This is a genomic window from Actomonas aquatica (genome assembly GCF_019679435.2).
In the GTDB taxonomy this organism is placed as follows: Bacteria; Verrucomicrobiota; Verrucomicrobiia; order Opitutales; family Opitutaceae; genus Actomonas; species Actomonas aquatica.
Window position 1 is genome coordinate 3,319,571 of the sequence record NZ_CP139781.1, and the last position, 16,732, is coordinate 3,336,302.

The window sequence follows — 16,732 nt, forward strand, 5'->3', positions numbered from 1 at the left end:
GTGCCACTGGACACTTCTTGGACACTTTTTTACCGCACCGCAGACCAACCACTTTTTCGGGTCGAAAAAAGCTACATCCACCACCGTCCGAAGGTGAGTGCCTCCGCGAGCAAGGCACCCATTGTTTGTGCGTACATGAGTCGAACCCCGAGTGACGCCGATCTGAATGCTATCGCTGAACGATTTCTTGAACTCTTTGCCCAACGACTAGCCCAAGTGCTTCCGGCCCCCCCCGTGGAGAAATCCTGCTGCGGCATGTTAGTCGGAAGAAAGTGCCGAAAGACTTCGCAACGCCCAGTTACCTTCCAGTTGCCAATGCGCCCACCCCTGACTCAAAGGGCGTGCGCCACTGTCTGGTTGCCGCTGGCGCAACCTTGTCATGGTAACACCGAACCGTTCCTTCCGATGCCGAAAGTAGTCGGAGGTCTTAGCTACGGATGAAAGATCAACATTGCCGGGTTAGTCAACGGATCCCGGGGCAAACCCGTCCTCGGTGCCCGACTGAGCGTGGTATTGGCCGGTGCGGACGCTACCTTCCCGAGTGTTGTAGAGTTCAATCACCCGGAGCAATTCACCCAACGAGATCTCCGCATTGTGATCGATATCGGCCGAATGGAATTGGCCGAAACTCGGTGCGGTCCCGCGCGGTGTTTCGGGATCGGCGCGGAAGCCATCTTCCGTGCTTGTCTCCGCTGGCGCATACCGCCCCGTGCGCACTGAACCACTGCGGGCGTTGTAGAGTTCAATGACTCGCAGAAGTTCACCGAGGCTGAGTCGGAAGTCCTTGTTTGTGTCAGCGGAGTGCGTCGTGGGCGCCGGAGTGAGCACGAGCGGATCGGGCAAAACCAAAGCCTCAAAGCCCAGGTCATAGGCGCGCGGCTCGACCATCGCTGAAATCGCAACGGGCCCTTCGGCTGCAGCGGGGACATTCAAGGTATAGGTAACCTGGGCTTCTCCTGTCGGCAGACCGAGCCATGCCCACTCGAGCACCAAGGTATCCCCAACCTGCGGCAGAAACTGCGCCGAGCTTTCACTTCCGGCGTAAGACCAGGATTCGCCTGCAACATCGGGCGGCATCACGACAGACAGCCCGAGCCCTGTGACCTCTTCACCGTAACTAACGACGACGTTCACGGTCACTGTTCCTCCCGGGACATACCCTGTCCCGACGACGGACTGCATTGTCGTCACCTCGACGACGAAAAGGTCCGCACGGGCCGAGTCCATACCATGGTCGTTAGATACCTCAACAGAGTAGCTACCGCGATCCTCCAATGACGCTGCTGGAATCGTGTAGGTAGCTTCAGTGGCACCCGGAATCTCGCTGCCATCGTGAAACCACTGGTAAGTCGGAGCTGGATCACCCGTGGCCTCGACCTCGAAGGTGGCTGACTGACCGAGAGCGACGTATTGTGTCGTTGGCGGGACCACGATTTCGGGCGCGGCGCCGGCATCAGGCGCGGCTTGAGTCAGCACATGTTCCTGACCGCCAATTAAGATCGTACCTGCACGCGATTCGCTTGAGGTATTGGCGTCCACCGATACGCGAACCACGCCGTTGCCTTGCCCCTGAACAGGGGTAACGTCCGGCACCCACCCCGGAATCGATTCGACTTTCCAACTCGTGTTTGAAGTTATGGTGATGTCATAGGAAGTTTCGCTCGCCCCAACTGAAATCGATTCAGGGTCGATGGTCGTAATGCGGTCTAGCACCGTGACCGTCACCGGTTCCGAATCAGTGCCCCCCCATCCATCGGAAACAACAACCCGGAAGGAATAAACACCGGGGCCATCATCCGCGGACGGCGTCCAAGTGAACTCGCCCGTTGCGATATCAATTGATGCGCCAACCGGGGCATCCTCCAAAGAAAAGGAGAAGATTTGCGCCGGCAGGTCTGGGTCGGTCGCTGTGACAACAAAACTCAGGTCATCTAGCTCCATGACCTGCTTATCACTTACCGGGTCCAAGACCGGTGGTTCGTTGTATTCCTGCACTCTCACCGTGATCGATTCAGCATCACTTTCGACACCGTCGGAGACTTGCACGGTGAAAGTGTAGTCTCCCGGCCCCTGCGGTTCGGTCGGCGTCCATGCAAAAACACCGCTGGTCGGATCGATCGACGCGCCATCAGGTTCGCCCTCCAATGAGTAGCTCAGGCTCTGAACCGGAATATCCGGATCCGTCGCCGAAACCACAAAATTCAGTTCTTCCAGTTCAGTGGCCTCTCTGTTTCCGAGCGGATCCAACACCGGCGCTTCATTCACTTCGTTCACCGTGATCGTAACCGGTTCGGAATCGGATGCTCCTCCTACGGTCGCTACTGCAGACCTGATCGTCAATAAACGGAACCCGCTCTCGTTGATTCCATCCGATTGCGTCCAATTGACAGTTTCCGAGCCATCGATCTTCATGAAATAGATTTCGCCACCTTCGCCGAAGGCGACAGTCTCATCATCCAACCATTCAAGTGGATAGGTCCCGGAGGATGTCTTGTCACGAATCGTCTCGAGTATGCTTGGTGTCGCCCAATCCATCAGACCAAGACCAGTGCCGGCCGAAGTTGTCATTTGAACGAGCAAGCGGGAACCGTTTGGCGACGGTATAGCGAATCGCGTTCCCCCAGATACAGCGCTCATCAAATCGGTCACCTCGCCATCGTCCCAAATATGGACGACATGGTAATCCGCCCAAGAACTGGCAACCCGTGTATCCGAGAATAGGATACGACCATCCTCCAACCAAGTAAAGGACGTCTTATGCGTTGAATAGCCCCGCGGCTCCGCATCGCTCATGAAGGAATCCGTGGTTCCATCTGCCAAATTGAGAAAGAATGAAAGCCGTTCAGTTGAGGACGCGGTATTCTCTCCCTCCGCAAAAACCACTTTTGCTCCGTCGGGCGAAAACGCAAAACTGCCACTCACGTGAACGTCCGCGACCCTGCGCAGATTTCCGCCATCGAAATCCGCCAGGAAAAGTCGACCATCACCTCGGTCTTCGCTCTCATAGACATTAATTCCGAGACGTCCGCCGACCTCATCAAAATCGAATGCCGCCACCTTCATTGGGCTTTCGAAAAACGTGAGTGGCGTCGCTGTTCCGGCCACACCGTTTTCCCACAGAGCACGATACAAATTATTGGTCCCACTCTCATTGGAAATCCAGTAGGCAAAGACCTCTCCTGAAACACCTCCCCCATTTGTGCTGCAGGAATCCGCTCCATCGGTCACTACCACGTCGAAGGTGTAGGTGCCAGGCCCCTGCATCTCGGTGGGAGTCCAAGTAAAGACCCCGCTTACTGGATTGATGGAAGCACCGGACGGTTGCCCCACCAGAGTATATGTCAGCATCTGCGCCGGAAGGTCGGGATCGGTCGCCGAGGCGGTGAAGCTAAGTTCTGTCAACTCGTCCACCGTCTTATCGCCGATTGCGGAGAGCACGGGAGGATTGTTTTCGGCGAACGACGCACCAAAATGCGTTACTCTGATGTGCGCTATCTTACTCCCGGAGCTGTCGTCGCGAATAAACACAGCGTCAATTTCGTTCAAATCGGTAACCGTGACTTGGTAATTTTGTATTCCCGTTGGCAACCACTCGCTCGCACCCAGTTCGCGATAGCTCAGGCGAGCCAAACCTCCGGCCTCCCAATCTATCTCCCCCTTCATTTCCAACCAAGTCGCTGGTGGAAGGGAAACGGTTCCGGTTACACTTCCCGACTCCGAACCGGTAGCAATGAACCGATAGTTTCCAAGGACCCTCTGCGCAGCAAATCCTAGGCTTGGTTGCACGCCGTCCCCATCCATCAAGAACACTTGGCTACTTGTATTCTGACCACTGCCCCCGGTTGCGGATACGCTTCCGACCCAATAAACCTCGGTTCGCAAGACACCAGTAAAGTCGAACTCCACATCTACCAGATTCCAAGCCATGTCCCCCCCCGAAACGGCCTGACCTAGTTCGGAATCTCCTGTATCATAAACACTTTGTGAGGACCTTCCTGAGTATGTTTTCCATCCGCCCTGACCGGAAAGAGCACCCGCAGAGTAGGATTCAAACCCTTCCTCGAAGACGACCCTTCCCCTGATCTCTCCAGCTTCTCGCACGAAAACCGTAATCTCCTCCGAGTCCGTCGTTGTGCCGTCCGAAACCACCACTGTGAAAGTGTAGCTGCTCCCGGCCTGAGCCTCCGCCGGCGTCCATTTGAAGACACCCGTGGAGTCATTAATTTCCGCTCCACTTGGTTCATTCACCAGCGAGAAACCTAGAGTCTGTGAAGGTAAATCGGCATCGCTGGCTGTCGCAATGAAACTAAGTTCCGTCAGTACGGGTGCAATTCTGTCTCCAATATGGTCTAGCACCGGACCTACGTTCACTTCATCTACAGTGACCGTGATCGTCTCCGAATCGGTTGCCGCACCATCGGAAACCTCTATTGTGAAAGTATACGAGTCCGGTCCCTGCAATTCAGTTGGAGTCCAGGTAAACGCCCCACTCGTTTCGTTGATAGTGCTTCCCAAGGGAGCGCCAATGAGTGTGAAAGTGACGCTTTGCGCAGGAACATCGGGGTCGGTGGCTGAAGCGATGAAGCTCAATAGGTGCCCCTCGTTCACGCTTTTTGCTCCAATAAAGTCGAGGACCGGCGGACTGTTGTCATCGCTCTTTTCGATGACTCGAACAGTTTCGTTGCCCGCAACATCCAAAACACGCACCGAGAGAGGTAGATCTTGGGGGTGCACGCTAAAGCGCCAGACTTCCGGTGTGCCAAGATTGGGCGAACCGTTGGAGGCGGTAACCACTGCCAGACCCGAGAGGGCATCGCTCGCGGTTCCCTGCACATCAAACGCGACGCCACCAGAAGTGCTCGGAGTATCGAAATCAGCACTTTCCAATACAGGTGGCGTAAGGTCGACATAGAAGTTGCGCACCGCCGGGGTGGGATCGACCAGACCATCCAACTGCGAAACCCGTAGAGCCACTGCAATCCCCCCCTCTCCGAGCGAGTCCACGGTGAATCGTGATTCGCCGGCGGAGGGCGTCGTCCAACTTCCGATAGGATAGTCCGCTTGCCAACTGAACAAAAGATCTTTTTGGTCGAGGAAAACCGCGTCGCGTCCTTGTCCCGTCAATGTAATTGACGTTGTATTTACCCACTGGTCTTCGGCCGGAAATATGGAAGCGATGCTCGACTCAGGAGCCAAATCTAAAGCGTTGAAAACAACGGGCGTCAGGGTTGCAGCTATGTAGCCTGCCATGGTTGCAGTTGCTTCGATCTTGTAGTCACCAGGTCGATTGAGCGGCAAAGAAGTCACATAAAGTCCACCACTTTGTTCAATAGTGTTAAACAGAACACTCGATCCTTCTGGTGGGATCAATTTACCCGAAACAGTGGCGCCGCTAATTGCTTCTCCTTGGTAAGTAACTTGGAATGCCACCTCATGGAGGGTGCCTTCCACCGGAGTTGAGGGAATTTGCGAGAGGGCCAGCGCCAATTCGGGCGGACCGCCTAGAGTGAGTGTGTTGCTAGCGGTATTGTTTCCTATTTTACTGTCGCCGGCGGTCATGGCGGTCGCCACGATATTATAAGTTCCTCCCGGTAGACCTTGAGTGCCCCAAGTCACGGGTAGGCTGGCACTGCTTTGGAAAGTTTCCAGGCTTGAAAGAAGTGATCGCGAGTAATTTTCCGGCCCTGTAACCGTCAGCGAAACGTCGGAAACTTCGGTATAACCTCCCGCTGCAGCCAAGTTTACGGTGAGTCCAACCGCATCACCGCTACTGGCGCTGGAAGGAACGAGCAGACTGACGGATACATCATGCGGTTCGAGCACAGTTAGCTCAAGTCGTTGGAAAACAGATCGACCGCTTCCATCATCAGCACTGACGAACCACTCATAGTTACCCGGGGCTAGCCCACTTGTTTGCAGTTCAAAAACAAGATTCCCAGATTCGCGATCTCGACTCCAATTTTGGTCGTCGATCGTGTCGCCCTGTCGCCAGCCTCGTAGAACATCCATGTTATAAATATTGAAGCTGGCATCGATTAGAAAATCCGCCTGTTCACCACGGAGGACGGTCTGCTTTGCCGGTGTTGCGCGAGCCGAAGAACCGGCAATGCCATACTCTATACCAGCCATTGGAGTGCCGATATTTGACATTCCCATTACATAAATCAGGATGTCATCACGCAGGTAGAGATCGTAAAGATCAAAACGTTCGTTCGAGTCCACCGTTGCACCACTACGCTTAAGGTTGGCTTGAAAGTAACGTCCCGCATTCACACCGACGATTTCGAGAGTGTAGCCGGAACCTAAACTCACGTTCCAAGGCGAGCTACCCACAAAATCAACCCACACATCTCCCCCAGTATAACCATCGGCATCTTCGACATCACCGACAAAAACCCCCCACGATACACTGTTATCGGTTGGATTCTCATCACCCTTGCTGGAGATCGCAGTCACGACAATCCGCCAAAGTCCAGTTGTATTGCCGACTGTGAAGTTCCGGCGCAGACTTTGCGACTGTGAGGCTGGATAGCTGCTAAGCATTTCGGCGCTGGGCGCGTTGCCTGACATCAGTTTTCCACTGGGATCAAAAACTTGATATTCCAAACGCACATCAGTCGAGAAGTCCCCCGCATTGAAAACACTAAACTCCACATTCGACGTGCCACCGGACCCGCGGCGTCCCGACCCGCTGATCAACCGAAGCTCAATGTCATAGCCCTCGACATTCCGGGTAGTGGTGACGGTGGTCTCAGTAGATGCTTGAAGGTTGATATAGTTCGCCGAAATCACAATCTCATGGGTGCCACTGCTATTCGGTGCTGTCGCTTGGAACGAAAAAGACCCATTCGATTCGGTTGTGGCGATCCCGACAGTCAAGTCACCCAGCTGAATCTGCACAGGCAGACCCGAAAGAGCATCGCCATCGAGGCTCAGTCGTCCCTCGACCAAAAAGCCTTCGCCATTGAACGCGAAATAGGGTCCTCTGCTATTCAACGAAAGCACCGAATCGGGGACTTGCACCGGTTCCATTTCCGCGGCGTTCATCTGCGCATCACGCAGCGCCAACTGGCGGCCTGATTCATAGCGGCTTTGTAATTGAGCTTTGGACGAACCATCGTCCGGACGAAAAATCAGAAGCTGGAACCAATTCAGCCAACCGCTGTTCTCCGCTACTTCTAGGATATAATCATAGGCCAGAATCTGCGTCGCATACTTGAGTTCGGCAATCTCCGGTTCATGCAAGCCAAGTCGGCGATAAAGCGTTGTGGCGATGGTGGCATAGTGCAGAGCATCGACATAGTCAGCGGATTCGGTGAAAAAATAGCTCCAGGCGGCAGGAACCGCCGCCCAACCTGGATGAGTCAGGGCAAGTTTTTTCGTAGCTAATTTGTAGCCTTCATTGAGCCCCTTTTCTATAATGGCAGAAAGATTATCTTCGAAAGCTAGGATAAAACTTCGCATGGAATCTCCCTGTCCGAGTGCCTGCATATTCGCGCGAACTTCGTCGATGGCGGCATCCCACGCCGCATCACGCTTACCACTCAAGGTTTGGGAAAACAATTCCTGCGATTCCAACACATCGAGCCTTTCCAAGGCCAACTCTGCCGCAAAGGCTTCGTAATACGCAATGGTTACAACAAAATCATTGACAAAGAGTGCATCTGATAACCCGTCCATCGCACTGTCCACCTTATCCAGAATCGGCGTTTTCCCCTCCACCAACTTCAGTCGCTTCATGCTATTACGCAATGCGCCCTGAAAATTCTTATTCTTAAACTGGTGGATATTACTCTCGGATAGAAACTGCGCTACATCGCCTGCAGCTTGAGCACTCGTGAGGAAGGCTCTGGCCTGCGAGTATTCGGCGGACCCAACACCCATCAACTCAACCAACTGCTCGTCCCATCGTTTACGTGTTGACTCCCGACTTGCAACAAGATCGGTAATGACTTTAACGTAAGCATTCTTTCTAAAATGGTAATGATATAGATTATCCCGTTTGATCGAATCTAGACCAAACCACCCTGAAGGATCAAAAAGCGCCCCCATCGAATCAGACGCTGTGTAAGGCCTTATCAGGCCGAACCCAAAGTCTTGGATATCCCCATTGGAATTATACTGGATTGGAAAAAAGAACGTTCCATCTGAGTCATTCGCCAGGGGGTCATAAAAATCCTGTGCGACTGAGCACAACGGAAGCAGTCCGAAAACTAACAATCCGCCGATAACATTAGAAGATTGGTTAACCTTATTAAAAAATGGGACGAAAAACTGCGACCACCTGCGATCGAAATACTTATTAAATTCCATTGGGATTAATATTGAATTATACTAATGAATAATGGTTCATCAATATGAGTTTTGGGCCAATCGACTGGCAACCATTCCCTCGGACATGTTGATCCTTTTTCCTACCGAGGTGCTCAAGCACTCTACTGTGGAACGGCGAAGTGAAACTCGAAATCTGTGTCCGAACATATTCCAACCGTATTGCTCCCTTCAGCCGAGTTCTGACCGCTTGGTGAAAAATTGCCAATTTTCCATCCAAAATGCCTGACGAATTAACCCTTGCGTGCGAAACGAATTGGATTTTGCCAGTCACTAGTGTCCTCATGGCTCACCACTGACCCTTCACTTCTCGAGCTTATGCGGGCTCCGGGAAAGGAGCAGGCGGCTTGGGATGCGTTCTTTGAGCGCTACACGCCGGCGCTCCGGAGCTATTGCGCCGGCATCGGGCTCCACGCGGCTGAGGTCGACGATGCGGTGCAGGATGCTCTCATTCTACTGGCGCGGCTGATCGGAGACTTTCACTATGATCCGGCGCCTGAGCGCCGATTCCGCAACTACCTCATCACCCTCGCCCATCGCTGTGCGCTCAAGCAGCTGCGTCGGGCCGCGCGCAAGCGCAACGTCGCCCTGACCGAGGACCATCACGGTTCGCGCGCCCCGATCCATCTGGGAGCCGCCGATTCACGACGCTGGCTTCGCGCGCTGGGCGAATCGGCGCTGTGTCTGCTCGCCACGGAAGTGCGAGCCACCCCGCGCACCATCGAGATCTTCCGCGCCTCCGTGCTCGAGGCCCGACCGATTCCCGAGGTGGCGGAAGAGCATCAGGTTTCCGCCGATGAGGTCTATAGGGTGCGCTCGCGCTACTTCTCCCGCTTCAAGGACTGTTACCTGCGGCTGGCACAAAATTCCGGGGCCGACTTCGAAGCGGCCGCCGACTACGTGCGGGAGCTTTGAGGTCAGAATGCGAGGCCTCATGACAATACAGCTCCAAGCATGAGCGCTGATTCTCCCAATCACCCCACCGGCGCTCCACCGGACAACTGGAGCCAATCATTGCGGCATGCGGCCGGACTGCTCCTCGCGGTGTCTCCGCTTTCCGCCGGGCGTTGGTTGCTGGATTACGATGCCGAAGCCTTTCCGCGCGCGACTTCGCTGGAACCCGTCACCACGATAGGGCGTTTCGACGAGTGCGACCTCGTGCTGCCTGAGTCGGAAATCTCCCGTCGCCACGCGCGGATCATCTGGGATCCCGACACCGAGGAGAGTTGGCTGGAGGATCTCAACTCCACCAATGGCTGTTGGTTGCGCGGCCAGCGCTTGGCCCGGTTTCCGCTTCACAACGGCGACACTTTTCGACTCGGTTACCACACCCTCGTTTATGTTGAATTGCCCGAGGAAGATCGCTCCGACCCATGACCGGTGAACAGGCGTCCTCTTTCGGACGATGCCCGTCATGAGTCTGACCAGCGACAATTTCCCCCCGGAGTTTCCACCCACTGCCAAGGTGCGGGAGTGGCAGGAGGGACTGAAAATCGTAGATCGCTTTCGTCTCCAACGCCTGTTGGGCCGCGGCGGTCAAGGCACCGTGTGGCTGGCCGAGGACGAGCTCCTCCAAACTCCGGTCGCACTCAAACGTTTCGCTCCGCACTTTTCCTGGCTCGCGCCAACCGAGATCGAGCGCATCCGCCGCGAAGTGGTGCGGGTGCGAGCCATCTCCCACCCGGGGGTGGTCCGGTTGCACGACCTGCTCGCGCTGCCCGACGGCCTGGTGCTCGTGATGGAGTGGATCGATGGCGAATCGGTGGCCGATCTCATCCGTCGCGAGGGGCCGCTCACCCCGGACCAAATCCTGACGTGGTTGCCCGGTCTGTGCGAGGCGCTCGATCACGTGCATGCCGTCGGAAAACTGGTCCATCGCGATCTCAAGCCGGGCAACGTGCTGCTGGATCGCGACGGCCGGGCGCATCTTTGCGACTTTGGTATCGCCGCCCCTCTCGCGGAGAGCCTCGCCCGCATGAGTGGCCTGTCCTTGCCGGGCACGCTCGCCTACATGAGCCCGCAGCAGCTGTTTGGTGCCGATCCCGCCCCCTCCGACGATCTCTATTCGCTCGGTGCTCTACTCTACGAATGCCTTTGCGGCGAACCTCCCTTCACCCAAGGCCACCTCCCGGCCCAGATCGAACGTCTCATTCCGGAGAAACTGAGCACCCGTCGCCACCGCAAGAACCTCAAACCCGCCCCGTGGGAGAAACACTGCGATCGCCTGCTGCAGCGCTGTCTGGACAAATCGCCTGAAGCCCGCCCCCAGTCCGCCAAGCAACTGCTGGCGCTGGCAGATGGGCGCGAGACACTCCGTCCCAGCTTAAGGCGCTGGCGCCAGATCGGAATGATCACCATCGCAGTGGTCGGACTCACCATGATTGCATGGCGTAGCGCCTCCCCCCTTCGCTCCCACCTTTCCCTCGCCCCCACCTCGCCCGCATCCGCCACTCCCCCCAACTGGCGCGACTATCGCCGCGAGCCGGCCCGCTATTGGAGTGGAGTCATCGCGGATACGCTGGTGCTACACGCCCCGCTGGGAAGTCAATGGATTGACACCAGTGGCTTTGGCCATCGCCCCACCTACCTCGCCGGAAGTGCCACCGATCCCTGGGGGCACGCCAACGAAGCAGTGGCATTCGATGGGCGCACCCGGTGGCAGGTCCCCGCGCATCCGGTTTTTGCCCTTGGTTCGGACGATCCCTGGACCCTCGCCATCTGGCTGCGGGTGGACTCCCTCAATGGTTCTCTGTTTCAACTCACGCCAGCCGATCCGGCGTCATTGGGGCTGGAACTGGCCCTGCAGGACGGTAGACCCCGGCTGGATTGGCATTCGACTCGCTTGGGCGACCGAGCCTGCTTTCTCGCCGACGCCACCCTGACCCCAAACCGTTGGCACCATCTGGTGGTTCAGCGAGGACCCGATGACCTGCGCATCGAGGTGGACGGCGAGGCGGCCGGTGCGTTTCGTTTGGACTCCTTGCCTACGATTCCCGCCGGCGCTGAGGCGACGCTCAGTTTCGGCCGGACGGCCACACAACGATCCGGTCCCCAACTCACCTTTGCGCTCGACGAGTTGCACTTTTGGCGTGCCGAGCTCTCGACCGACGCAAAGCGCTCCGTATTTCTCCGCGATCCGACCCACTCACCCGCCGACCCTCGGGCCTTCTTTCGCACTGCTCGTCGCTACCGGATACTCGAAGAGGGCACGGATGACCTCGCGGTCCTGCACCAACGCATGAGCGACACCTTCGGCCAAGACTCTGCGGTTGCGGCGTGGGAAGATTTAAAGCGCGACTTCGATCAGTTCGGCGACCTGTTTGCCATGCTGCATGGTGGAGCCGATCGAGGCTCATGGCACGTGACCTACCGCGGAGACGCCACCTTCTCAACGGGTCGGCTGATGCGGCTCCAACGACGCGCCAGCGATATCTCGCCGCAGTATCTGGCGCAGGATGAATTCTTCGACCGCAGCTTCGTGCTGGGATCCTGGCTCACGGTCAATGGTGCCATCGTCACCCTGCCGGACGCGGATGTCGCAGTCGCCTCGACTTACCTGTCTAGCGAGCCAGGGATGTCCGACTGGCCGGCAGGAACCGAAGTCACCGACCAAACTTGGCCCCTGCTCCATTCCGGGAAAAGTCTAGCCATAGGAGTCGGGTTGCAGCCCTTAAAACCGTCACAATCCGACGAGCTCACGTTGAGCTGGCAACCGAGCCACGCCACGCAAGCAGCGTTGGAGTGTCGGATCTCCCAGGGTCCCAACCGAAGCGAAGATTACGCGCTCTCCATTCGGGAACACGGACGCGAGGTGGCCCAGCGTCGTTTTTTGATGGATACCACCCGCCATACGCTATGGCTGGTCATACGTGGGGATCGACTGGTGCTCGTCCTTGCCAAAGTCGGCAGCTTTGCTCGCACGCTCGAAGTGGAAATCACGCTCAGCCGGGCTGTGCCCCGTGGGGAAACGGTGATGCGATGGAATGCAGAGGGCGATAGCCTTCGTCCCCAGTGGATCGAAGCAGGCAGCCTGTGAGCGTCGTGACCCGCGGCCACCCTGACCGCACGAGCGTAGAGACTCCCGGCAGGGCAAGGGCCAGAGGAGATGGCGACCGCGACGAAAAATCGCTGCCAAGATCAAAAACTAGGATGCCACCTGGGAGGGTTCCGGCCCGGAAATGAAGGCGCAACGAATCGTGCCGGCACTGGGCGCAAAGAGACTCGTCGCGCCCCCCATCAAGGACCGATAAAGTCCGGAGAGGGAAGATGTCTTGTCAATCCACAGAACGCCGTCGGTCGTCCGGACGAAGTCGCCTTCCACCCCGAGGATTGCGTCGAAGGATTCGCCCTCGCCCCAGATGGCGCGGACCACCTCGGACAGATCACCATCCGACACCAAGTCGTGTTGCAAGGCGAGCTTCGCGCGCCCCCTTAAAACCAGCGGCCGTAGTAATTTGAATCGATGAACGACCTTGGCTAAAAAATTTATTCAAGCCTAACCGTAATTCCCATATTTATACCGAATTCCAACGACTAGCGATCAGCTCATATGAGTTGTGTGAATACCAAATGCCAGATATTGGAAATATCCGGCCGTTTTTTGCAGTAAGCTCATTGCAAGTTCGAAAAGTCCAGAAGGGATCGCCAACGTCGGAACAACTGTGATGCTTCCACGTAACCCCCTGAAAGCCGCATTTTTAGGAGTGGCCCTGATCGCCGGATCCACCCATAATTCATTTGCGCAAGCATCGAGTGAAAACGTGCTCGATCCGGTCGAAGTTGTCGGGACTCGGCTGCTCGAATTCGACGGTAGCGTCTTTTCGAAATTCGAAGTCGACGCGTCCGAAATTGAATTGAGCGGCGCCACCACGGTGGGCGATTGGCTGCAAACGCTGCCCGTCAATAACGGCGGGCTGAACAGCTTTGCGTCGAACCCCACCAGCGACGCCTCAGCCCGCCAAAGCGTGAACTTTCGCGGACTGGGAGGCTCGGCCACTCTGGTGCTGGTGAACGGGCGAAGAGTGGCGCCGATGGGGTTGCTGGATGGCAGCGCACTGCCCTTTGATATCGGCGCACTGCCGCTCGGCGCCCTGGAGTCGGTCGAGGTCTTGCTAGACGGGTCTGCTGCGACCTATGGAGCCGATGCCGTGGGAGGGGTGATCAATCTCCGGACGAAACGCGGGTTTAGCGGCGGCAAGGCCAAGGTAGCCTATCGCCAATTTGAGGACACGGATTGGAGCCGGCGGGAGGCGTCGCTGGTGCAGGGGGTTTCAAGGGACGGGTATTCGGTGCTGATGGCTCTGGACTACGCCGCCAACAACGACGTGCGATTTGGCGATCGGCCGGTCTCGCGCACCGAAGACCTGCGAAGCATTGGAGGGCGGGACCTGCGCTCGACCTTCGCCTATCCGGCTTTCGTCAACATGCCCTACACCGGAGTTCCTGCTGAATTGGCGGGTAAACTCGTGGGCTTGGGGACGATCGATTCGAATGGGGTCATCACGTGGTCGGGACCGGCAACCACCGTCGGGCCGCAGGACTTTGTGGAGGTGCCACCCAACGTGCTGCCGGATGGTTCGCCCCGCCCCGGAGACTCGCGCACCGCATTCGACCAGGCCCCCTACACAAGCATGATCCCGGCCGAAGAGATGTTTGGCGTATGGCTGAGCGGGAGGGTCGAGCTGTCGGAATCCACGGAAGCATTCGCTGACCTGGCCTGGCGGCGGCGGGTGCAGGACGGTGCCATCCAGCCAGTCGTCGTTTCCTTGCGCAACGAAGGCGCGCAAGGGGTGGGCGACGGTCCCAACGGCGCAGTCATTTTGCCGGCGAGTTCCCCCTACAATCCGCTTGGGGTCGATCTGGATGACGTGCGGTTCTCGTTTGCAGAACTCGGGTCGCGTCACCGGATTTACACCAACGACGTGATGCGGGTGGTGGCCGGAGTGGAGGGACGGTTAAGTTCAAACACGCACTGGACCTCCGGGGTGCTTTGGACGCGCAACGCCGTCGATGAAGTGGCCGAAAACTACATCACCGACCAGATGCTGCAGGATGGATTGAGCGGACGCTTGGGAGGCTACATCAATCCGTTCGGCCCATCCGATCCCGGCGTGATCGATCGGGCGCGCACGGAGCTGCACAACGATCAGGACTATACGCTAAGCCAAGTCGACGCGCGGATGCAGCACACGTTTCACTCTGGGGGTTGGGGACCAGAGTGGGTGTTGGGCGCAGGCGGCGAATGGCGAAACGAAAAATTCCGCGCCCGCCCCACTCCGCTGGCCGAAGTGCGCGGTTACGTCGGGTGGGGTGTCCCCGCAACGCGGACCCTGAGTCGGGAAACAGCGGCGGCCCACGTCGAACTCGGAATGCAGCAATGGCACGGCGTGGTGGCGCATGTGGCCACGCGAGCCGAACACAACGAAAACTACGGCACCGCTTGGACGCCGCAACTGGGAGTCACTTACCAATTGCACCCCAACCTACTGATACGGGCGCGACGTGCGGAACTATTCCGCCCCCCGGAATTGATCGTCACCGGCGGCGATCGAATCACCTACACCTCCACCGTCGGAACCGACCCCGAACGCCCGGACCTGGGATCCTACAACGTGCTCTACACCGCCGGGAGCAATGGAAGTCTCGATCCGGAAAAAACCACCGCGTGGCGAGCCGGACTGGTTTGGGACAACGACAAGGGAGATTTCAATATGACACTCAGCGCAGACTTCTGGCGCTACGAGCAACGTGGACTCATCACGCGTTTTGGGACTCAGAACATGCTGGATTTCGAAGCGATTTCTCCGGGCAGTTTCACTGACCGCATCATCCGTGACCCCAACGAGCCCGACGGACGCGCCGGTATGATACGCCAGGTCGACGACTCCTACATCAATATCAATCAGGCCACAGCTCAAGGATGGGACTTCGGGAGTAAAATCCAGTGGGGTGATCACCGTGGAGCCCACTGGCTACTCGATGTTCTGGCGACCTACCTGATGCAGCACTCGCGCGCCGACCCGCTCCGTGGCAATCGAGAATCTGCGGGCAATTCGGGCCGCCCCCAGTGGCAGGGAACGGTGGCGCTTTCATATTTAACCGGGCGCTGGGATGCATCCCTATTCGCCAACTACATCGGATCGCAGACGGGGCGCGGTTACGCCGTGGACGGCGACATCGGATTGGACAGTCGCGTTTTCACCAACCTCTCATTCGGCTGGCGGGTGCGTCCGGAACTGCGGGTGCAGTTTTCGGTGACCAACGTGTTGGATGTGAACCCGCCCGTCCTGTTCAGCAGTAACCGTGGGTATTCGCCCGGCAACTACAACAACCGTGGCCGCGGCTTCACTTTGGCGGCGGAACACACTTGGTAGGGCACCGGACCGCTCGTGTTGTTTTCTGCGCAGCCCCTAGTCTTTTGGCGGCGTCGGCGAAACCGCCACGATTTCAATCGAAACCAGGTCACGTTCCCCGCGTAGCTTGTAAATGATGGCTCCTTCGATGTTGGAAAAATTGCTCAATCCGGCGGGATATCGAAGATCAATACGGTAAGAAAACCTGTCGGCCGGCAGGTTTAGGTAGGCAAACTCCGCAGCCTCCGTTGAGCCCGGCACGGGACAAATACTGGGCAAGTTTTCCCCGCTGGCTCCCACATAACTCCACCCCTCGGGCAGGTTTATGTTTACCCCCAGCGTGGAGATCGCCTTCCCGGAGTATTCGAAGGTTAACTCACAGGAGACACTGCCACCTCCAGAAGAGATTTTGTCCGTGAGGAGGACAAAATTGGAGGATTGACCAAACACTCCGATGACAGACGAAAAAGCTAAGACTAGCGCACTGATTTTTTTCATGATTCCGAAGCTGGAAGAGTTGGAGGAAGTAGACTCACGTTTGCGTAGAAACAGAATCTTGGTTGTCGCCCCCGAGCTGAGAGGGTTGATTGCAGAAGAGCATAGGAAAGGAACCGAACTCGATTTGCATACCGTCGCGAAGGTCCACGGTTGCGGACATTTTTCCATTTACGCTGGTGCCGTTTGCGGAGTCTAGATCGGTCAAAACAATGCGGTGTGACGTGCAGCAAATCTTCGCATGCCGCCGTGAAACGCTGCGTATAGACAATACAATGTCATTCCCCGGGGCTCGTCCGATCGTGGTTCGATCAGCCAGCAGCTGAAACACTCGCACCGTCCCATCCTCCGGATCGCGCCAGATCAAATTTGGCCCCGAAACGTCCACGGCCAAATCACGAAACAAGGTGCTGATAAATGATAGCCGCTGTCTGATGCCGGAAGGGTGAGTTGAGGCTTCCAGAGCCTCCGCATCCGGCGGAATCTGAGAAGAAGAGGGCATCAGGCTTGTGCGTGTTGGCGACTATGGTCAGCCTATCATTTCCAAGTTTTCG

7 protein-coding genes are annotated in these 16,732 nt (G+C 57.1%); 4 read left to right on the forward strand and 3 right to left on the reverse strand.

The annotated features are described in order from the left end of the window. Positions 1 to 459: 459 nt before the first annotated feature. Positions 460 to 8,313, reverse strand: a complete 7,854-nt coding sequence (locus K1X11_RS13005; protein ID WP_221033165.1) for a putative Ig domain-containing protein — start codon at positions 8,311 to 8,313, stop codon at positions 460 to 462. Positions 8,314 to 8,649: 336 nt separating this feature from the next. Between K1X11_RS13005 and K1X11_RS13010 the strand changes: the two genes are divergently transcribed. The 4 genes from K1X11_RS13010 (at position 8,650) to K1X11_RS13025 (ending at position 15,704) form a co-directional block, all read left to right on the forward strand. Continuing rightward, complete coding sequence (locus K1X11_RS13010) at positions 8,650 to 9,246, forward strand: RNA polymerase sigma factor (protein WP_221033166.1); 597 nt, start codon at positions 8,650 to 8,652, stop codon at positions 9,244 to 9,246. 39 nt (positions 9,247 to 9,285) lie between these two features. Further along, a complete protein-coding gene (locus K1X11_RS13015; RefSeq protein WP_221033167.1) occupies positions 9,286 to 9,708 on the forward strand; it encodes an FHA domain-containing protein in 423 nt (140 codons plus the stop codon). 37 nt (positions 9,709 to 9,745) lie between these two features. Then, the gene (locus K1X11_RS13020) at positions 9,746 to 12,367 is read left to right on the forward strand and encodes a protein kinase domain-containing protein (RefSeq protein WP_221033168.1); all 2,622 of its coding nucleotides are present in this window, start codon (positions 9,746 to 9,748) and stop codon (positions 12,365 to 12,367) included. A 628-nt stretch (positions 12,368 to 12,995) separates the two neighbouring features. Further along, complete coding sequence (locus K1X11_RS13025) at positions 12,996 to 15,704, forward strand: TonB-dependent receptor domain-containing protein (RefSeq protein WP_221033169.1); 2,709 nt, start codon at positions 12,996 to 12,998, stop codon at positions 15,702 to 15,704. Between the two features lie 36 nt (positions 15,705 to 15,740). Here the strand turns inward: K1X11_RS13025 and K1X11_RS13030 are convergent, their stop codons facing one another. Both K1X11_RS13030 and K1X11_RS13035 read right to left on the reverse strand, forming a co-directional pair. Beyond that, a complete protein-coding gene (locus tag K1X11_RS13030) occupies positions 15,741 to 16,181 on the reverse strand; it encodes a hypothetical protein (protein WP_221033170.1) in 441 nt (146 codons plus the stop codon). A gap of 34 nt (positions 16,182 to 16,215) precedes the next feature. Next, positions 16,216 to 16,680, reverse strand: a complete 465-nt coding sequence (locus tag K1X11_RS13035) for an FHA domain-containing protein (protein WP_221033171.1) — start codon at positions 16,678 to 16,680, stop codon at positions 16,216 to 16,218. Between the last annotated feature and the right edge of the window lie 52 nt (positions 16,681 to 16,732).

Coding starts and splice junctions, on each gene's coding strand:
- K1X11_RS13010 (WP_221033166.1), top strand. CDS start 8,650: ATGCGGGCTCCGGGAAAGGAGCAGGCGGCTTGGGATGCGTTCTTTGAG.
- K1X11_RS13020 (WP_221033168.1), top strand. CDS start 9,746: ATGAGTCTGACCAGCGACAATTTCCCCCCGGAGTTTCCACCCACTGCC.
- K1X11_RS13005 (WP_221033165.1), bottom strand. CDS start 8,313: ATGGAATTTAATAAGTATTTCGATCGCAGGTGGTCGCAGTTTTTCGTC.
- K1X11_RS13015 (WP_221033167.1), top strand. CDS start 9,286: ATGAGCGCTGATTCTCCCAATCACCCCACCGGCGCTCCACCGGACAAC.
- K1X11_RS13030 (WP_221033170.1), bottom strand. CDS start 16,181: ATGAAAAAAATCAGTGCGCTAGTCTTAGCTTTTTCGTCTGTCATCGGA.
- K1X11_RS13025 (WP_221033169.1), top strand. CDS start 12,996: ATGCTTCCACGTAACCCCCTGAAAGCCGCATTTTTAGGAGTGGCCCTG.
- K1X11_RS13035 (WP_221033171.1), bottom strand. CDS start 16,680: ATGCCCTCTTCTTCTCAGATTCCGCCGGATGCGGAGGCTCTGGAAGCC.